This window comes from Eximiradius sp., assembly GCA_937127445.1.
Lineage (GTDB): Bacteria > Bacteroidota > Ignavibacteria > Kapaibacteriales > UBA2268 > JAKIZO01.
Map to the genome: position 1 here is coordinate 220,367 of CAKZLY010000014.1, position 17,235 is coordinate 237,601.

The 17,235-nt window shown below is 36.0% G+C and carries 12 protein-coding genes; 4 read left to right on the plus strand and 8 right to left on the minus strand.

The window, feature by feature from the left end; translation table 11 throughout:
* The first annotated feature begins 126 nt into the window (after positions 1-126).
* From gltX to AC6QZF_RS03770, 4 genes are read left to right on the plus strand one after another with little or no spacing between them, the layout of a single operon-like run.
* Positions 127-1,590 carry a glutamate--tRNA ligase gene (gltX, locus tag AC6QZF_RS03755; protein ID WP_499798531.1) on the plus strand — a complete coding sequence of 488 codons (1,464 nt, stop codon included), beginning with the start codon at positions 127-129 and terminating at the stop codon, positions 1,588-1,590.
* Between the two features lie 3 nt (positions 1,591-1,593).
* Positions 1,594-2,103 carry a ComEA family DNA-binding protein gene (locus AC6QZF_RS03760; RefSeq protein ID WP_499798532.1) on the plus strand — a complete coding sequence of 170 codons (510 nt, stop codon included), beginning with the start codon at positions 1,594-1,596 and terminating at the stop codon, positions 2,101-2,103.
* Between the two features lies 1 nt (position 2,104).
* Positions 2,105-3,283 carry a radical SAM family heme chaperone HemW gene (hemW, locus tag AC6QZF_RS03765; RefSeq protein WP_499798533.1) on the plus strand — a complete coding sequence of 393 codons (1,179 nt, stop codon included), beginning with the start codon at positions 2,105-2,107 and terminating at the stop codon, positions 3,281-3,283.
* Complete coding sequence (locus AC6QZF_RS03770) at positions 3,264-4,652, plus strand: LptF/LptG family permease (protein WP_499798534.1); 1,389 nt, start codon at positions 3,264-3,266, stop codon at positions 4,650-4,652. Before hemW ends, AC6QZF_RS03770 begins: the two co-directional genes overlap by 20 nt.
* On the opposite strand, the gene AC6QZF_RS03775 is transcribed toward AC6QZF_RS03770, so the two are convergent.
* From AC6QZF_RS03775 to AC6QZF_RS03810, 8 genes are all read right to left on the minus strand, one after another.
* On the minus strand, positions 4,642-5,841 hold the full coding sequence (locus AC6QZF_RS03775) for a putative sugar nucleotidyl transferase (protein ID WP_499798535.1): 1,200 nt from the start codon (positions 5,839-5,841) through the stop codon (positions 4,642-4,644). The genes AC6QZF_RS03770 and AC6QZF_RS03775 overlap by 11 nt on opposite strands.
* Before the next feature lie 13 nt (positions 5,842-5,854).
* Positions 5,855-7,090, minus strand: coding sequence for a PQQ-binding-like beta-propeller repeat protein (locus AC6QZF_RS03780; protein WP_499798536.1), 1,236 nt, complete (start codon positions 7,088-7,090; stop codon positions 5,855-5,857).
* A gap of 148 nt (positions 7,091-7,238) precedes the next feature.
* On the minus strand, positions 7,239-7,427 hold the full coding sequence (locus AC6QZF_RS03785; RefSeq protein WP_499798537.1) for a YfhL family 4Fe-4S dicluster ferredoxin: 189 nt from the start codon (positions 7,425-7,427) through the stop codon (positions 7,239-7,241).
* A 255-nt stretch (positions 7,428-7,682) separates the two neighbouring features.
* On the minus strand, positions 7,683-8,300 hold the full coding sequence (gene clpP / locus AC6QZF_RS03790) for an ATP-dependent Clp endopeptidase proteolytic subunit ClpP (RefSeq protein ID WP_499798538.1): 618 nt from the start codon (positions 8,298-8,300) through the stop codon (positions 7,683-7,685).
* 63 nt (positions 8,301-8,363) lie between these two features.
* Positions 8,364-10,700, minus strand: a complete 2,337-nt coding sequence (locus AC6QZF_RS03795) for a PAS domain-containing sensor histidine kinase (protein ID WP_499798539.1) — start codon at positions 10,698-10,700, stop codon at positions 8,364-8,366.
* A gap of 108 nt (positions 10,701-10,808) precedes the next feature.
* Positions 10,809-12,218, minus strand: a complete 1,410-nt coding sequence (locus AC6QZF_RS03800; RefSeq protein WP_499798540.1) for a PAS domain S-box protein — start codon at positions 12,216-12,218, stop codon at positions 10,809-10,811.
* A 7-nt stretch (positions 12,219-12,225) separates the two neighbouring features.
* The gene (locus AC6QZF_RS03805; RefSeq protein WP_499798541.1) at positions 12,226-13,488 is read right to left on the minus strand and encodes a hybrid sensor histidine kinase/response regulator; all 1,263 of its coding nucleotides are present in this window, start codon (positions 13,486-13,488) and stop codon (positions 12,226-12,228) included.
* A gap of 12 nt (positions 13,489-13,500) precedes the next feature.
* On the minus strand, positions 13,501-17,232 hold the full coding sequence (locus tag AC6QZF_RS03810; RefSeq protein WP_499798542.1) for a PAS domain S-box protein: 3,732 nt from the start codon (positions 17,230-17,232) through the stop codon (positions 13,501-13,503).
* Between the last annotated feature and the right edge of the window lie 3 nt (positions 17,233-17,235).

Consider the following 17,235-nt stretch of genomic DNA (forward strand, 5'->3'; position numbering starts at 1 on the left):
AAAAATAATCATTATTTTTCTTTTTATTGCATAGTTCATTGAATATATCAATTGATTAATTTTCATAGATTTATTAATTTGCACTTCTTTTAAATTGTTATTTTTGAATTAATTACGGAATGGATAATGAGCGTTAGAGTAAGATTTGCACCTTCCCCAACCGGTTCCCTTCATGTTGGTGGACTACGAACAGCACTTTACAACTACCTTTTTGCTCGTCATCACGGTGGGCAATGCGTTCTGAGAATAGAAGATACCGATAGAACTCGCTTTGTCGAAAATGCACAAGAAAATTTAATAAAATCTCTTCGTTGGGCAGGAATTGAATTCGACGAAAGTCCAGAAGTCGGCGGTCCTTATGGTCCTTATGTTCAATCTAAACGCTTCGATTTATATCGCGAGTATGCAATGGAGCTTTTAGAACGTGGCACTGCATATTATGCTTTCGATACACCCGAAGAACTCGATGCTATGCGCGAGCGTCAGCAAAAAGCAGGCATAGCACCTAAATACGATCGCTCCACTATGCGTAATCAATTCACACTCGGACAAGAAGAAACCCAACGGCTTATCGAAAGTGGAGCACCTTATGTTATCAGAATGAAAGTGCCGCTTACAGGAGAAATTCGTTTCAGCGATTTAATCCGCGGTGAAGTAGTTGTCTCGGGCAAGGACGTTGACGACCAGATTTTGCTTAAGTCCGACGGCTTTCCAACTTACCACCTTGCTAATGTTGTGGACGACCATTTAATGAAAATAACTCATGTTATCCGTGGCGAAGAATGGTTGCCCTCAACCCCGAAACACGTTTTGCTTTACGACGCTTTCGGTTGGGAACGCCCACAATTTGCCCATTTGCCGCTGCTTCTGAACAAAGACAAAACCAAACTGAGCAAACGACAAGGCTCTGTTGCTGTCGAAGATTTTGTCGAACGCGGCTATTTCAAAGAATCTTTCGTTAATTTTATTGCTTTGCTCGGCTGGAATCCCACCGCAGACCGCGAAATTTTCTCTATGAATGAACTAATTGAGACTTTTTCCCTCGAAAAAGTTAATAAAGCCGGCGCCGTCTTCGACACTCAAAAGCTTGATTGGATGAATTCCCAATATCTACGCGCTTTTGAACCTGCCGAACTTGTCCGCCGCCTGAAACCTTATATGCCCGATGAAATGCTGAGTAAATTCAACGATGATTATATCAAAAAAGTTATTGTTCTTCTACGCGAAAGAATTGATATTCTTCGAGACGTCCTTACTTTCGGCGACTATATGTTCGAAAAACCCAAAAGCTACGACCCCGATTATTTGCAAAAACATTGGAAAGACAATACTCTTGAACTCATCAAACCACTAATTGACGTCTTCCGCTCCATTGACGTCTGGGAGCACAAACAGCTTCACGACGAAACAATGAAATACATCGAAAGCCGTTCAGTCAAACTTAAAGATGTTATTCATCCTATTCGTGTGATGATTACAGGAAAATCAGTTGGTGCTGGTATGTTCGAAACTATGGAAGTGCTTGGGAAACAAGAATGTATTGAACGTTTCGACCTGTTTGTAGAAAAGAAAGAAAAAGGTTTGCTCTGATTTATGTCTTTTCGCAATTTAATAGAGAAAATTCAGACACTTACAAGTATGACCAAAAATGAAATTTTTGCTCTTCTCTTCATCTTCGGTTTTGGCTTGTCCGGCATTCTCTTGAAATCGATTAATGCTAATAACGAGCTCTTCACAAATGAAGAATACAAATCTGCGACTAATAGAGCTATGAAGGTGGAACGCTCCACCTTCGTTAGCACTGACTTTCACAACAATCCAAATTCCTTCCTCGTATCTGCTGATACCTTAAAGCCGAAAGAAACTTTTTTCCCTTCTCCAAACAAAACTTCTAAAAAATCAGAATTTAGCGGGATTATTAATATCAACACCGCTTCGAAAGTGCAGCTCATGCAACTCCCTGGAATCGGTGAAAAAACTGCTCTTGCTATTATCGAATATCGCAATAACAAAAAATTTCAATCTATTCAAGAAATTATGAAAATTAAAGGTATTGGTCCGAAAAAGTTCGATAAAATTAAAAACAACATTACGGTCGAGTAAAGTGCCACCTATTGGCATATATATTCACATCCCATTTTGCAAACGAAAATGCCATTACTGCGATTTTTATTCAATTACTAATCTTAAAGAAATACCAAATTACATTAATTACTTGCTATTGGAAATACAGCGTCGAAGCCTATCTTTTTTCGAACAATCCTCAATAAAGACTAATACAATCGACACAATATTTATCGGCGGAGGTACTCCATCATTAATAAATCCAAAATATATTGAGAAAATATTATCCGAAATAGATAAATATTTCGACCTCTCTTCTGATGCAGAAATAACACTCGAATGTAACCCTGCCGCAAGTGATGCGAAATCCTTTTCTGATTATGCTTTTCTCGGAATAAATCGAATCAGCATTGGCGTGCAATCTTTTCTTGACGACGAACTTCGCTTTTTGCAACGTCTCCACTCAACAAGCGAAGCGATGGCAACAATCGAAACTGCCCGTAAATACTTCGATAATCTATCCATTGACCTGATTTTCGGGCTTCCCGGGCAAACTTTCGCTAATATAAATAAATCGCTTTCGCAAGCAATTGAACTTGATTTGCCTCATATTTCATACTATGCTTTGATTTACGAGGAAGGCACTCCACTGCACAATGATTTGCTTGAAGGCAAAATTCTTCCAATCGCCGACGAGCAAAGTGCTGAATATTATTTGCAAATCGGCGATACTCTTGGCTCCAAAGGCTACGAACATTATGAAATTTCGAATTACGCACGCTTGGGCTACCGTTGCCGACACAACATTAAATATTGGACTTGTTCAGAAACCCTTGCTTTCGGTGCGTCTGCTGTTGGTATGATTAATGACTTCCGCTACAAAAATGTTTCAGATGTGTCGAGGTATTTCGCTTTGTTGAACAATGGCAATCTCCCTGATGAGTTATGCGAGAAACTTACGTTTGAAGAACGTTTAACAGAGTTTGTTTTCCTTTCTCTTCGTTCTCTTGGCTTGAACTTTAAAGATTTTTCCGAACGATTTGGTGTTGATTTATTCGCACTCTTGAACAACGAAATTGAACTATTGGTTGCTTCAAATTTAGCAACATTTGAAAATAAAACACTAAAACTAACGCCAAAAGGTTATTATATTTGCGATGAGATAACTTTGCGTTTATTAAAAAAAATAGAGAAAGCAAATGTTCAAAATATTCGATAGATATCTCTTAAGAGCTCATATTGCCCCATTTCTATTTGGTTTTTGTACTGTGATTTTTCTTTTTCTTATGCAATTTTTGATGAAATATTTGGATCGGCTGGTAGGCAAAGGAATTGATGTTTGGGTGATTTTGCAGCTTATTGTCTATAATATTGCTTGGATGGTGGTGCTTGCTGCTCCGATGGGCGTGCTTTTCTCAACTTTGATGGCATTCGGCAATTTGTCCTCGAACCACGAAATAACAATAATCAAAGCAAGTGGCGGCAGCCTCACCAGAATGATGTCCCCGATTATCATTGTTTCAGCTTTTCTTACTCTTGCTCTTTTTTGGTTCAATGATAGAATTCTGCCTGAAACCAATCTTCGCGCTAAAACTCTGATGGGCGATATTACCCGAACAAAACCAACTTTTATTTTAGAATCAGGGCAATTTTCCACAGAAATAGAGGGCTACACAATTATCGCTCGCAACGTTGACTCCTTGACAGGGCTTTTGCGAGGGGTTACTATCTATGATTTAACTGGAATGGCTTCCCGTAATATTATTTCTGCTGATACAGGTACATTAAACTTTACTCCAGACTATAGTAAACTAATTTTGAAACTTCGCAATGGCGAAATTCATCAACTTCAATCTGGCAGAGCAAGCAATTATAAAATTGTCGAGTTCGTTGATTATCAGATAGTGATGAACGCAAGCGGTTTTTCATTCCAGCGTTCTGATATTGACGGCACTGCCCGCGGAGATCGTGAAATGAAAATTAGCGATATGAAGCAAATAGTTGATGAATCAATGAAATACGTCGAAATTGCTCGAAATAACAAATCAAAAACAATTAATTCGCACCTTGATTACATTCTTCATAGCAAAATGTCCACAGAAACTGACGAATCACGTGTTGTTTCCAGCAATTTTGCTTATGTAGATACTTCCTGGCAAGCTCGAACAAGTCGTATAACTCAAAGGCTGAGCTTTTTGGAAACAACCGTTCGCTCCAATTCTTTTGCTGAAAGAGACTACACCTTACGCGCAAATCAATATTTAGTCGAAATTTACAAAAAATATGCTATCCCATTTGCTTGCTTTGTGTTTGTGTTTGTCGGTTGCCCGCTTGGAATTATCTCTCGTCGCGGGAATTTCGGAATAAGCGCCTCGATTAGTCTTGGCTTCTACATTTTCTATTGGGCTTGCCTTATCGGCGGAGAAAAACTTGCAGACCGTGGCTATATCGATCCCTGGCTTGCTATGTGGGCAGGTGACATTATTATCGGAATAGTTGGGATTATTCTAACCTTACGCACCAGCTACGAAACTTTGGAATTTCTTAGTATATCGAAATATTTTAGACGTAAAGTAGCTACGAATTAGCTCTTTCGTATTCTTCTTTCATTAGTGCAATTTCAAATTCATTCAGTGATTTGTTACGTCTCTTCATCATTGCTTTTGCTGTTTCTATGGCTTGCTCGAAGTTATGAGTTTTGCTTCCTTCGCCGCCGCCCCACGTGAATGACGGTATTTGGTTTGGGAAAAATCCCGAATGAAACAAATTGCAATGTATTCCGCAAGTAGTCCCTGTTGTGAATTGCGAGTTTATGGCTGTTTTTGTGTGGTCGCCCGCCATTAGCCCGATGAACATTTTATCGGTCGGCACTCGCTTTCCCGGCAACCTCATAACAATATTTGAGTATGTGTTTTTCAGGTCTGAATTGTTTGTATCTGCACCAAAATTTACCCATTCGCCCACGAAAGAGTGTCCCAAAAATCCTTCGTGTTGCTTATTAGAATATCCTTGAAAAACAACTGCTTCAACTTCGCCACCAACTTTACAGAATTCACCAAATGAGCAATTTTCATATATTTTTGCTATTGCTTTGATGAGCGATTTTTTCCCGATATACGCAGGACCGATAATTACGCTATTAGCCATTATTTTTGCTCCATCGTCGATAATTATTGCTCCATTGCTCGCATCCAGAACTACTCCTGGCATAATTTCTACATCTAGACCAACGTATATTTCGTTTCCTATTAAATGAGATCCAAAAAATGGGTTTGTTATGTTTTTTAATTGCTGAAGACGATCTTTTATCAGTAACAAATCATAATTTATTTGCTTGCCATTTATGTCGATAATTTCCCAGATATAATGAATAGATTTAACTTCAATCTTCACGTTAATTTTTTCGCTTTCTTTATCAGAAAACTGCTTAAATTCAGCAACTATATTGTTTTTGCTTCTAAAAGAAATGTCTTTTGAATGATTTGCTGAAATTATAAATTTAATTTCTTCTATCAGCGAAAAGTTCGGAATAATATTTCCATCAATAAATAATACATTTTTATTGTAAGCAGGGTTCTTTATCTTATTTCGTTCTAAAAATGAGGATTTTCGCAGTTTATCGCTTTCATAAGCTATTGGAATTTCAGGCGAAAGTAGTTGCCATCGTTCATAATTTTTCAAACAACCACATAAAAACTCATACGATGGATGCAGAATAGAAAATGGATACAGGTTTTCTAAATCTTGTGGGTCCCGAAGAACAATTGTATTTATCATTTCATTGCTCCAATTACCAAGGAAGTATTTTGTTCAATGCAGTATCGGTAAGCCGAACAATTCCTCGTCGCGTCGATAAAGCAAAAATAATACTACCATCGCCAGTAACTGCTGGTACAGTATAGAAAGTATCAATTTCATTTAATGAGCGGTCTTCTACCAACTTTCCATTGTCGTTGTCCAAGAAGAAAATAGCTGCGCCGTTCGGCGTTGTCCCGACAACTGCTGATTTTGATTTTCCAATAAGTAGGGGAGAGGTGGCAGACATTGAAAGGAAAATCCTCCAATTCTGTTTCCCTATCCGGCTGAACGAAAATATCCCGCTCATTGTTTCACCCACTCCTGTGTTATATCCAATTACGTAGGCATTTTGTTCGCTTGCCGATAAATATCTCGGGAACACAGGCAATTCCTGTCGCCATTTCTCGAAACCTCGCTTATCGAAGCAAATAAGTAGCGAACCGCTTTTACCTGCATTCTGCATAAAACCAATTAGATAAACGTTGTCACCACTTACAACCGGGTTTCTTATTATTCTTACAAAATCAATTGGCTTGTTGTATATCTCTTTTCCATTTTTGTCTATCATTACTAAATTATCAGTGTCGCCGAATGTGTTCTTTGTCAGGACAAAATATACATTCCCGTTTTCGTCCGCAGCAAATGATCTCGAAATTGATGTATTATATTGCTTTTGAAATATCAATTTACCATCGAACGAGACTTTTAACAGTTTCCCGCTTGTTGTTCCAATGAGCACTCCGTCATTGGTTGCCAGCACATCAGAAAACATTTCAAATGGATCGAATTCATCAGAAAACTTGTATTCCCAGCGTTTTTCTCCTCGATTGTTGAAAGAATACAAAATTGGCTTAAGCGAAACAAAATAAATGTTCTGCTCATAGTCAGCCACCGCTCGGGTCGATACTGGTGTGCTATCTGGCACCATAAAGGTAGATTTTACAATATCTTTCGAGACAAACGAAATTGTTCCATCTGCACTTATCATATAGTAGTCGTTGTGCCCAACAACAAGTGGTTCCATCTGACTTCCTGTGTACAAGGCAGAATCAACTTTCCCGTCGAAATTTTTGGTTTCCAACACGTTTGAGGAAAATCTCTTGTAGTCAGAATAGTCATTCGAGCGAGTGTAACTTCCACCTGAATTGAAAACGCCTTCTTTAAATGGATCGCCACATGATGAAATAATAATTGAAATGAAAATAATGAGTATTATGTTTTTTTTCATTTTAGACTTTCTCGTATGTATTTTAAAGTATAAAAATATAAATGAATTTGCTCAAATGCAAGAAAAAATAGGAGAAGTTGTATTTTTACATATCTATAAAAAAAGAGACGCAACAATTGCGTCTCTTTATAAAAAATCCTATTAATTTTTAGAGCTTGTGTATAGCATCAACAGGGCATACAGAAACGCATTGTGGTTCGTCGAAGTGTCCAACACATTCAACGCACTTATCTGGATCAATCATTGTATGCTCGTCGCCTTCATATATGGCTTGAACTGGGCATTCTGGTTCACAAGCACCACAGGAGATGCATTCGTCGTTAATGTACATTGCCATTTTAATATCCTCCTAAACAACTTAAATTAGTTATACAAAATTTCGTATTTAGTTTAAACTAAATAACTTACGTTATTCTGTTTACAATTACAAATTTAAATAAAAAAATCATTCTACCAAAAAATATATGATTACTCATAATAATTGGTTTTGAATTAATGATTACAATTTCACAATTATCAAAATAAAAAACATGCAAAAAAATCAGGACAATAAAAATGTCCTGATTGGATGTAATAACGGATGTTTTTAATATTATTTATCTTCAGAGCTTTGCTCGCTATCTTTGTTTGGCATCAAAATTTTATCGATAATGCCGTAATCGAGAGCTTCTTCGGGTGTCATATAGTAGTCGCGGTCCGCATCTTTGCGAATTTTATCAACATCTTTGCCTGTGTGTTTAGCAATAATGTTATATAGATTATCGCGCATCCTGATAATTTCGCGAGTATAAATCTCTATATCAACCGACTGCCCTTGTGTCCCACCAGATGGCTGATGCATAAGAATGCGCGAATTTGGCAGAGCATAACGCTTTCCTTTGGTACCAGCACATAGTAACACCTGTGCCATAGAAGCGCACATTCCTATAGCAATTGTTGTTATATCTGGTTTGATGTATTGCATCGTATCATAAATTGCAAGACCGGCGCTTACACTTCCGCCAGGTGAATTAATATATAAATGAATGTCTTTTTTGGGGTCCTCGCTTGCTAAAAAAAGCAGCTGTGCAATTACAAGCTCCGAAATGTGGTCATCAATTGGTCCGCCAAGAAATATAATTCTGTCTTTGAGCAGTCGAGAATAAATATCATAAGAACGTTCGCCACGACTTGTTTGTTCGATTACAATTGGCACTAATTGGTCATTCATATTTTCCCTATTAATAAATTATACAGTAATATGGGTAAATGACGAACAAAGTTTGAAACAATTTCACTCTGCTTTGTCTAATTCAACAAAAAATGTAGACCCCTGGTTTGGTTGGCTTTCTACCCAGATGCGTCCTTTGTGGTAATCTATAAATTCTTTGCATAGTAGTAGTCCTAATCCAGTGCTCGATTCATCTTCTGTTCCAGTGCGAGAAACTTTTTCGGCTGGATTGAATAACTTGCTCTTCAATTCTTCATCCATTCCAATGCCATAATCCTTTATAGAAACTACATATTTGTTGCCATTTTCGTTAACCTGAACATCAACTTTTTCTCCTCGAAACGAAAATTTGAGCGCATTTGATAACAAATTTCGGAAAATTGTATTCAACATCTGCAAGTCGCCAAAAACGTAGGCGTCGTTCTGTATATTCAGATAAAGAGAAATCTCCTTTAATTTAAAGCTACTTAACAACAAATCGGATATATTTTTTATTACTAATCGAATGTTGAGCCTTTCAGGATTAAATTGCTTCTTTCCACGTTGCACTCGCGACCATTCCAGCAGATTCTCGAGCAATTCCAATATATTGGAAGCAGATTTATGCATGTTTTCGGTATATTCTTGCAATTCAGTCAGTGTCAGTTCATTAAGGTTCTCGGAGAACATTTTGGACATCCCGACAAATGAAGAAATTGGTCCTTTCAGGTCGTGAGCAATAATTGAGAACAGCCTATCCTTCTGATCTATAATTTCTTTCAGTTTTTCACGACTTTCCAATATTTCATTTTCATATTTTTTCTTTTCGGTTATGTCGGTTACAGCACCGATTTGATAGATTGCTCCGGGTTCGTCTGGCTTAGTAAATGGTTTTATGTGGTCTAATATCCAGCGCATTTCGCCTGATTTACTCAATATTCTATATTCTGCTTTGATTTCTTCTAAATTATTTAATCGTGGTATATACTCTTCCTGAAATTTCTTGAAATCTTCGGGATGTATTATTTTAATTATTGTATTATAAGCTTCTTTATAGTAGTCTAATTTATAACCTGTAATTTTTTCAAAACTACCCAGTAGCCATAATACTTCTATCTGCTTACCAGGAACACCTTTCGCCAGATATACATAATCAGTTATCATCTCCGAAATCATTTTGTAGCGCTCGTTTGTTTCGCTAAGCATTTTTTCGTAATTCTTCTTTTCAGTTATGTCTCTTCCAACAACAACTAAGCCTTTGCGTTCACCATTTTCGAAAATAGGTATTTTAATTACATCAAAAATTCTACTTTCTCCTTCCGGATTTGGAATAATCTCATCTCCTCGGACGGGTTTGCCTGCTTTCCAGGCTTTTTCATCACTATATATGCAGTATTCAAGAGCTTCTTTATAAAATGGAGCATATTGTGCCAGTTCTGCGTCAGTTTTTCCACGGTAATTCACTTCTTCCAAGCCAAATAGCTCCAAATTGAAATCATTTGTAATTATCCATCGTCCTTCGCCATCTTTAAAAGTAATAATATCTGGTATTGTATTAATTAATGTACGCAATCTTAGCTCGCTCTCCTGTAAAGCATTCTCTATAATCATCTTCTCAGTAATATCTTCAATTAAAGTTGCAAACTGCAACTTACGTGGCGAAAAAGCAATTACTTTGAAGTATTTATCTAATTCCTGAGAATAGCTCGTGAATTTCTTAACTGTCGAATTTAGAGCTACTTCACCGTATTGTTCAATCCAATAGTATTCAGTATCTGGTAGTACCTCTTTTACACGCTTACCAATAATTTTATCCTTTTTCAAACCAGTTAATTTTTCGAAAGCAGAATTGATATCGAGGAATACATAATCAACGGGATTTCCATTTTCATCCAGAATAATTTCGTGCAGAGCTAGCCCCTGATCCATTTTCTCTATAAGTTCTCTGTATTTTTCTTCGCTTTCTCGTAATCGTATTTCTGCAATTTTTCTCTCTGTTATGTCTTCAATTGTCCCTTCGTAATATAATTCACCATCTTCATCGAGCACTTTCTTCCCAATGTCTCTGACCCAAATAATCGAGCCATCCTTGCGTATAAATCTATATTCTTCTGCTATCATATCTGTTGTACCGAATTGAGCAGTCTGAACTATACGCAATTCTGGAACAGCGTAAAGACTAAAAGCATTTACTTTGCTTAATTCTTCAAATGAATTATATCCTGCGAGGTTAACTAATGCCTTGTTTGCATAAATGATTGTACCATCAGGCTTGGACTTGTAAACACCAATTGGCAGATCATCAAGTGATAAATGGACCTCTGCTGAAATGTCCGAGTTGGACGTATTTATTTCTTCGTCTTCTGCTTTATTTCGAAGGCTATTTTGGTTATCTTTGGGTCGTCCCTTTTGATTTTTCATTTTAGGACCGAAAAAATTTACATTCTAATATAATTATTAATAAATTAATACATGATTAATAATATGTTAATATATTTTAATGTAATTAGAAAAATTGAGGGAAAAATTCTAATCAGCTTTATTATATAAATGAGTTAAGTTAATAGAACTGACAACAACTGATTCGATCTTCTTATCTTCTTGTTTAAGAGGGTCTATGAAAAAAATAAATTTTTCAAAATGTCCATCTGTTGCCGGTATTTCTAATTCTACCTGTGAGCTTTCACCGGAGAAAGCTTTTATCAACTTTTCAAATAACAAATCTTTCAAATGTGCGGGACATATTTCATAAAATTTATTGCCTTCATCTAACTCATAACCAAAAAATTGCTTTACATCTTTTTCAAAACTTTTGTTGAAAGCAATAATATTATAATTAGTGTCGAGCAGGACAAAAGATTGGCGAGTGTTGTTCAGTATTGCATTGAGCTTTCGCTCTGATTGAGCCAAAGCAGCTTGCTGTTGATGCAAAGCTCTATCGGCCTCTTTTCGCTTTGTAATGTTAATAATAGAGCAAATGATAAAATTTTCGTTATTAAGTTTGAATTTTCTCGAAAAAAGTTCAATACTAAAATTTTCACCATTCTTTTTTTTCTCAATAGATTCAGTAAAAAAATCATAATTTAATATGTTTATATCATAATTTTCAAATATTTTTTCTATAAGCTCCCTGCTAATAAATAATTCAGATTCCCTTCCAATTAATTCACTTTTATTATATCCAAACATTTTGCAGGCACTTTGATTAATTGCTACAACCGTAGCGTTTGCGTCGAAAATTATAATACCTTCTACTACTGATTCAAAAATCATTTGATACTGCTGCATACTTATCTCTGTCTGCATCTGGGCTAATTTTAAATCTGTAATATCCCGTGCTATTCCATCGATTTGATATATCTTCCCACTTTTGTCAATTTTTCTTGTCAATTTATCTAATATATATCTAATTTGTCCATCTAATTTTTTTATCCTATATACTACTTCAAGTTGAGGTGTGTCTTCCAATCTCGACATGGCATTGAAAAAAATATTCTTGTCGTCTGGGTGAATTAACCCAAACCACAAATTCGGCATGTTTCTTAAATTTTCTATCTCTATTCCATACACCTTTTCGACAGCCTTGTTTACAAATAGTAGCTTTATTATCGGATATGACACTGACCACACAATATCATCAATGTAAAACAATATTTCATTGAGATGCCCCTCTTTTGAGCGGAGTTCTTTCTCAATTTGTTCTAACGCTATTTCTTTCTCATACAATTTTTGGGTTATCTCATTGATTTTTTCGTGTGTTTTATCTATGGTTTCGTTAAGAATTGCTATGCTCTCAAAATAAGAAAAATCGCTTTCGTTAATAAGAGATGATTTTTCTAATTTTTGCATAAGAGCAGATATAATTTTCTCCGATTGCTGCAATTTTTTCTCTAATTCAGCAATTGATGGGGATATACCTCTATTTGGATCACTTTGCATCTATTGCTTAATCCTCTGTTGGAATATCCACATAAAAAGTTGTGCCTTCATTCAATTTGCTTTCGACCGCAATTTTCCCACCCATCTTTTCGATAAAATCTCGACATATTACAATACCTAAACCCGTGCCTTTCTCTTTTTCAGTTCCTGGTGTCGATTGCACCTTTTCGAGTGTAAATAATTGCGATTTTTTCTCTTCACTCATCCCAACCCCGGTATCTGAAACAGATAAGCGAAGAAACGGCTTCCCCTCCTTAACGACTTTCTCTGCGTTGAGAGTTACTTTTCCTCCTTTGTGAGTGAATTTGATTGCATTAGATACCAGATTCCTTACAATTGTTGCCATCATATTGTTATCGAATAGCGCATAAGTGCCAATAGGAATATTATTTTCTATCGCGATCTCTTTTTGTTCTGCTTGTTGGTTTAATGTTAAAAGTGTCCCAGCAAGAATAGATGCTAAGTCTTCTTTTGCGATATTCATCTGAATTCTTCCCATTTGCGATCGCGACCATTCAAGCAAATCTTCAATAAATTTATATGTTTGCTGAGCGGTTTTATTTAGCGAATGAACCATATCAGCTAATTCTTCTTTGCTAAATTCATTAATATGATGATTTATTATATCTGTCATTGTCAATAAACCAGCAAAAGGGCTTTTTAAGTCGTGAGATACTATCGAAAAGAATTTATCTTTCATTTCATTTAACTTTTTCAATTCTTCATTGCTTTTCCTTAAAAAAGTTTCATTTTGAATTAGTTGAAGGTATAATTTATTCAAGTTCTGTGCTTGTTGTTCTAAATCACTGTATGCCTTTTTGATCTGTTCATTCTTTTGCATTAGCTCTGTGTATTGCTGCTTTATCAGATCTTTTGAATTTTTCAGCTCAAGATGAGTTTTAATTCTTGCCATTACTTCAAGAGCATTGAAAGGCTTTGTAACGTAATCGACACCGCCAATTTCAAAAGCTTTGAGGATGTCTTCTGTTTCTGTTTTAGCTGTAAGAAATATTATAGGAATTTCGCGCGTTAACTCGTTGTTTTTCAATGTTTCACATACTTCGAAGCCCGACATCTCCGGCATCATAATATCGAGTAGAATTAAATCGGGTGCCTTACCTCTGGCTGTTTCGATTGCTTTCGGCCCGTTGTCAGCAATCAATAAATTATAATGCTCGCGTAGCAAAGTCCCAATTAAGCGTATGTTTTGAGGCTGGTCGTCAACCACAAGAATTGTATTTTTCTTTGTAGTTTGTGGCATATTATTCATAAATTCACCACATTATTTTAATTTATTATAAATTTCACTGAATGCTTTCGATAGTTTCTCAATCTCGAAATTATCAAAATAACTATTCAAAACATTAGATACATTAATTAATTTCTCATTATTGTTCGTTTTAGCAAATTGTCTTAATTGATTAATAAAATCTTCGGCTTCCTGCAAATCTGTATATTTCATCAAATTTTCAATTTGATTTGCGAATAATTTAGAAAAATCTTTCAAGATTTCCGAATTAATTGAATTTAATAATTCATTAATATTACATTTTGCAGCTAATAATTCTTCTGGTTGCTCCTCTTTGTCGCTTGCAGTAAAATCAAGATGCCTTACAAGCTCGGAAATTATCTCATTGCGGTTAGCTGGTTTACGCAGAAATCCATTGAAAAGGGTATTAACCCTTGTCTCATCTTCCTTCATCGATGATGCTGTGTAAGCGATAATCGGTATGTTCTTAATTCCAAGCTCATCACGAATAATATTTCTCGTCTGGTATCCGCTCATTTCTGGCATACGTAAGTCCATCATAATAAGATTAACTTCAATCGTGCGAAGCAATTCTATTGCTTTCCGCCCATTGCTCGCCTCCAAAATAGTAGTATTCGTATCTTCAAGATGCGCCCGAACAATATCAATATTTTGCTGTATATCATCTACTATCAGAATCTTCGCACCTTTGAAGTCAACTATTTTACTCGACCAATCGATTTGTTCGCTTGCCTTTTTGATTTCATCGAGTCTCTGCACGTTATATAATCGGACAGTGAATGTAGAACCTTTCCCGAGTTCGCTTTCGACTGTGATTTCCCCACCCATCATCTTTACCAAACGGCTCGATATTGCAAGCCCAAGCCCTGTGCCGCCAAAGTGCTTCACACTAACAGTGCTTGCCTGACGAAACGATTCAAATATTAAATCTTTGTCCTCTGGTGCAATCCCAATTCCTGTGTCTTTTACATCGATTTTCAGGTTGTAATGTTGATTATCTACTTTATGGTGCGAAAGCGAGATATACACACCACCTTCTTTCGTGAATTTGATTGCGTTCCCGACCAAATTTATCAGCACCTGACGAATTCTAACTTCATCAAGAAATAGATTATCCGGTGGATTTCCCGGAATTACAAGTTCAAATTTTAATTTTCGCTGGTTTGCCTGCTCGAAAAAAATCTGGTATATATCATTTAAAGTTTCTGCAATATTAACGGGTTCAGGTTGAAGTTCTATCCGACCTGCTTCTATTTTTGATAAATCAAGTATGTCGTTGATTAAGGCAAGCAATGTACGCCCACTTTTCTGAATTGTTTCAAGATATCCTTTGAATGGCTGCTCACGTATGGATTTGAGCATAATATCAGAAAATCCTAAAATGGCATTCATCGGAGTTCGTATCTCATGGCTCATATTCGCTAAAAATTCAGATTTTGCACGGTTCGCTTGGTCTGCTATCTGTTTCTGCTTGATAATTTCTAACTCAAATTTGTTCCGTGCTATTGCACCAGCAATTATTTCTGCTGCAAGCCTGTATAAAGATACTGTGTCGTAGTCCCAATCACGCTCTTTTTGCAAAGTATCAAACACTATAAAACCTATTAACTCATTCCCGTAAAACATTGGAACGCTAAGCAATGATATTATTCCGATTTCCAACAGTGTCGATTTTTCTTCAAATTCATCAGGCAGCTTCTGAACATTCTGTATTTGAACAAAATCATTGTCCTTGAAGAGATCTATCCAACGTCGAATCATTTGATATCGTATTAAACTAATTTTTTCTATTTCTTGCGGCACATTTTCCAAAATCCAGCTATATGTATTTTCAATATGTTGGCTTGATTCGTGTAATGTGAAAATATATACTCTATCAGATCCCGAGAAACGACCTAATATTTCGAGCGCAAATACTATTCCACTATGCAAATCCTTAGCTGTTGATTGAATTAATACAGAAGATAATTCATTGATTATTGAGTTTAATCGATACATTTCTTCTAATTTTTTAGCTGCTAACTTATTCTCTGTTATATCGCGGACAATTCCCATTAATAAATTATTCCCAAACGGGCTTATTCTAACTTCGTAATATTTATATTCATTCTTATAATTTATATTGAACTCGTAACGTTGAAGCTCACCGGTTTCTAATGCTTTTTCAAGATAAAAATAAAGATTATTTGCAATATCTATTTCAAGTACTTCGTTGAGTTTTTTGCCGATGAAAAACCTTGGTGGAATAAGCAATTGCTTGGGATTTGACGTATGATAATCAATGAATTTACCCTCTCGAGTTAATATAAATACAAGATCGGGCGAAGAATCAAGTAGAGCACGGTTGCGTGCCTCGCTTTCGCGTAATGCCTCGTTTGCTAACTTGCTTTCAGTTATGTCCAGAGCAAGACCCAACACGCCAATAATTTTCCCCTCTTCGTCTGTCATTCGTGATTTCACTATTTGCAGGTAGTGCTTTGTCCCATCGTTGAAAGTTACTTCTTCTACAAATTCAATAGGTAAATTCGATTGAATTGCCTGCTGGTCGGTTTCTTGTAATTTTTTAAGTTCATCTTCTGTAAAGGACAACCCATTCTCGTTTCCTGTGTTTATACGCATTAGCATATTTTCGAAAATCGTATTGCTTTCAGTGTCATTAAGCCAAATAAATATTGGTGCATTGTCTAATATTGATTCAATTAATTTTTTCTGGCGATTTAAGTCGATTTCTGCAAGTTTTTTCTCTGTTATATCGCGATTTGAAATTCTGCGCCCTAAAAAATTCCCTTGTGTGTCGAATATTGGCCTATTTATGTGCTGGATGTATCTTATTTCGCCGCCTTTGCGTTTTATTCTAAATTCGAGTTCTACAGTCCGAGATTCCGATTTTAAATTAGTTACATTAGAGAAATAATCATAGTCATCAGGATGAACTATAAAGTGAAGCAAGTCGGGATTTGTTATAAATTCATCTGGCAAATATCCCGTTATGCGTTCGCAAGATGGTGAAATATACATAAATTTGTTATCGGGGTCGAGCCAATATTCCCAATCATAAGTGTAATTGGCAAGTGTTCGAAATTTTTGTTCACTGCTTAGAAGCTTCAATTCTGCTTCTCTCTGGTACGTTATATCAGAAGCAATTCCATCCAATCTATATTGCTCTTCTTCGGCAATTGTTATTCGAAATCGGTTCTTGATCCAGCATATTTTTCCACTTGGCAGAAACACACGGTATATTACCTCTTGTGTAGTTCCATCTTTTGCAACCTCAATCCTTTTCTCTAATTCCGACCTATCTTCTGGGTGAATTATGTCCAACCATAATTGAGGATACTTTATGAAATCTTCCGCGGGGAACTCAAATATTTTTTCTATACTCTGGTTTGTAAATAGTAAATTTAACTCTGGATAAGTAGCCGACCATACTATATCATCGAGAGAATTGATTACTGCATAAAGTCTTTTCTCTTTTGCTTTTAAGCTTCTTTCGTAAGACTTTTTCTCTTCTTCAAAATGTGCTAGCTCGGAACATAAAGATTGAAATTCTAAATTCTTCTTCTCTAAAATTTCATTAAGTAAGGCATTTGTTTCGAACAGCCCATAGTCGTTTTCATCAATTGATTGGATTTTTTCAATACGCTCAATTAAAGCCTTCTGTATTTTTCTTGCTTTGCTTAGCTCTCTTTCGAGATTACTTATTTTTATAAGGATTTCGTCGATATTAATATCTCCATTTCCCATAAA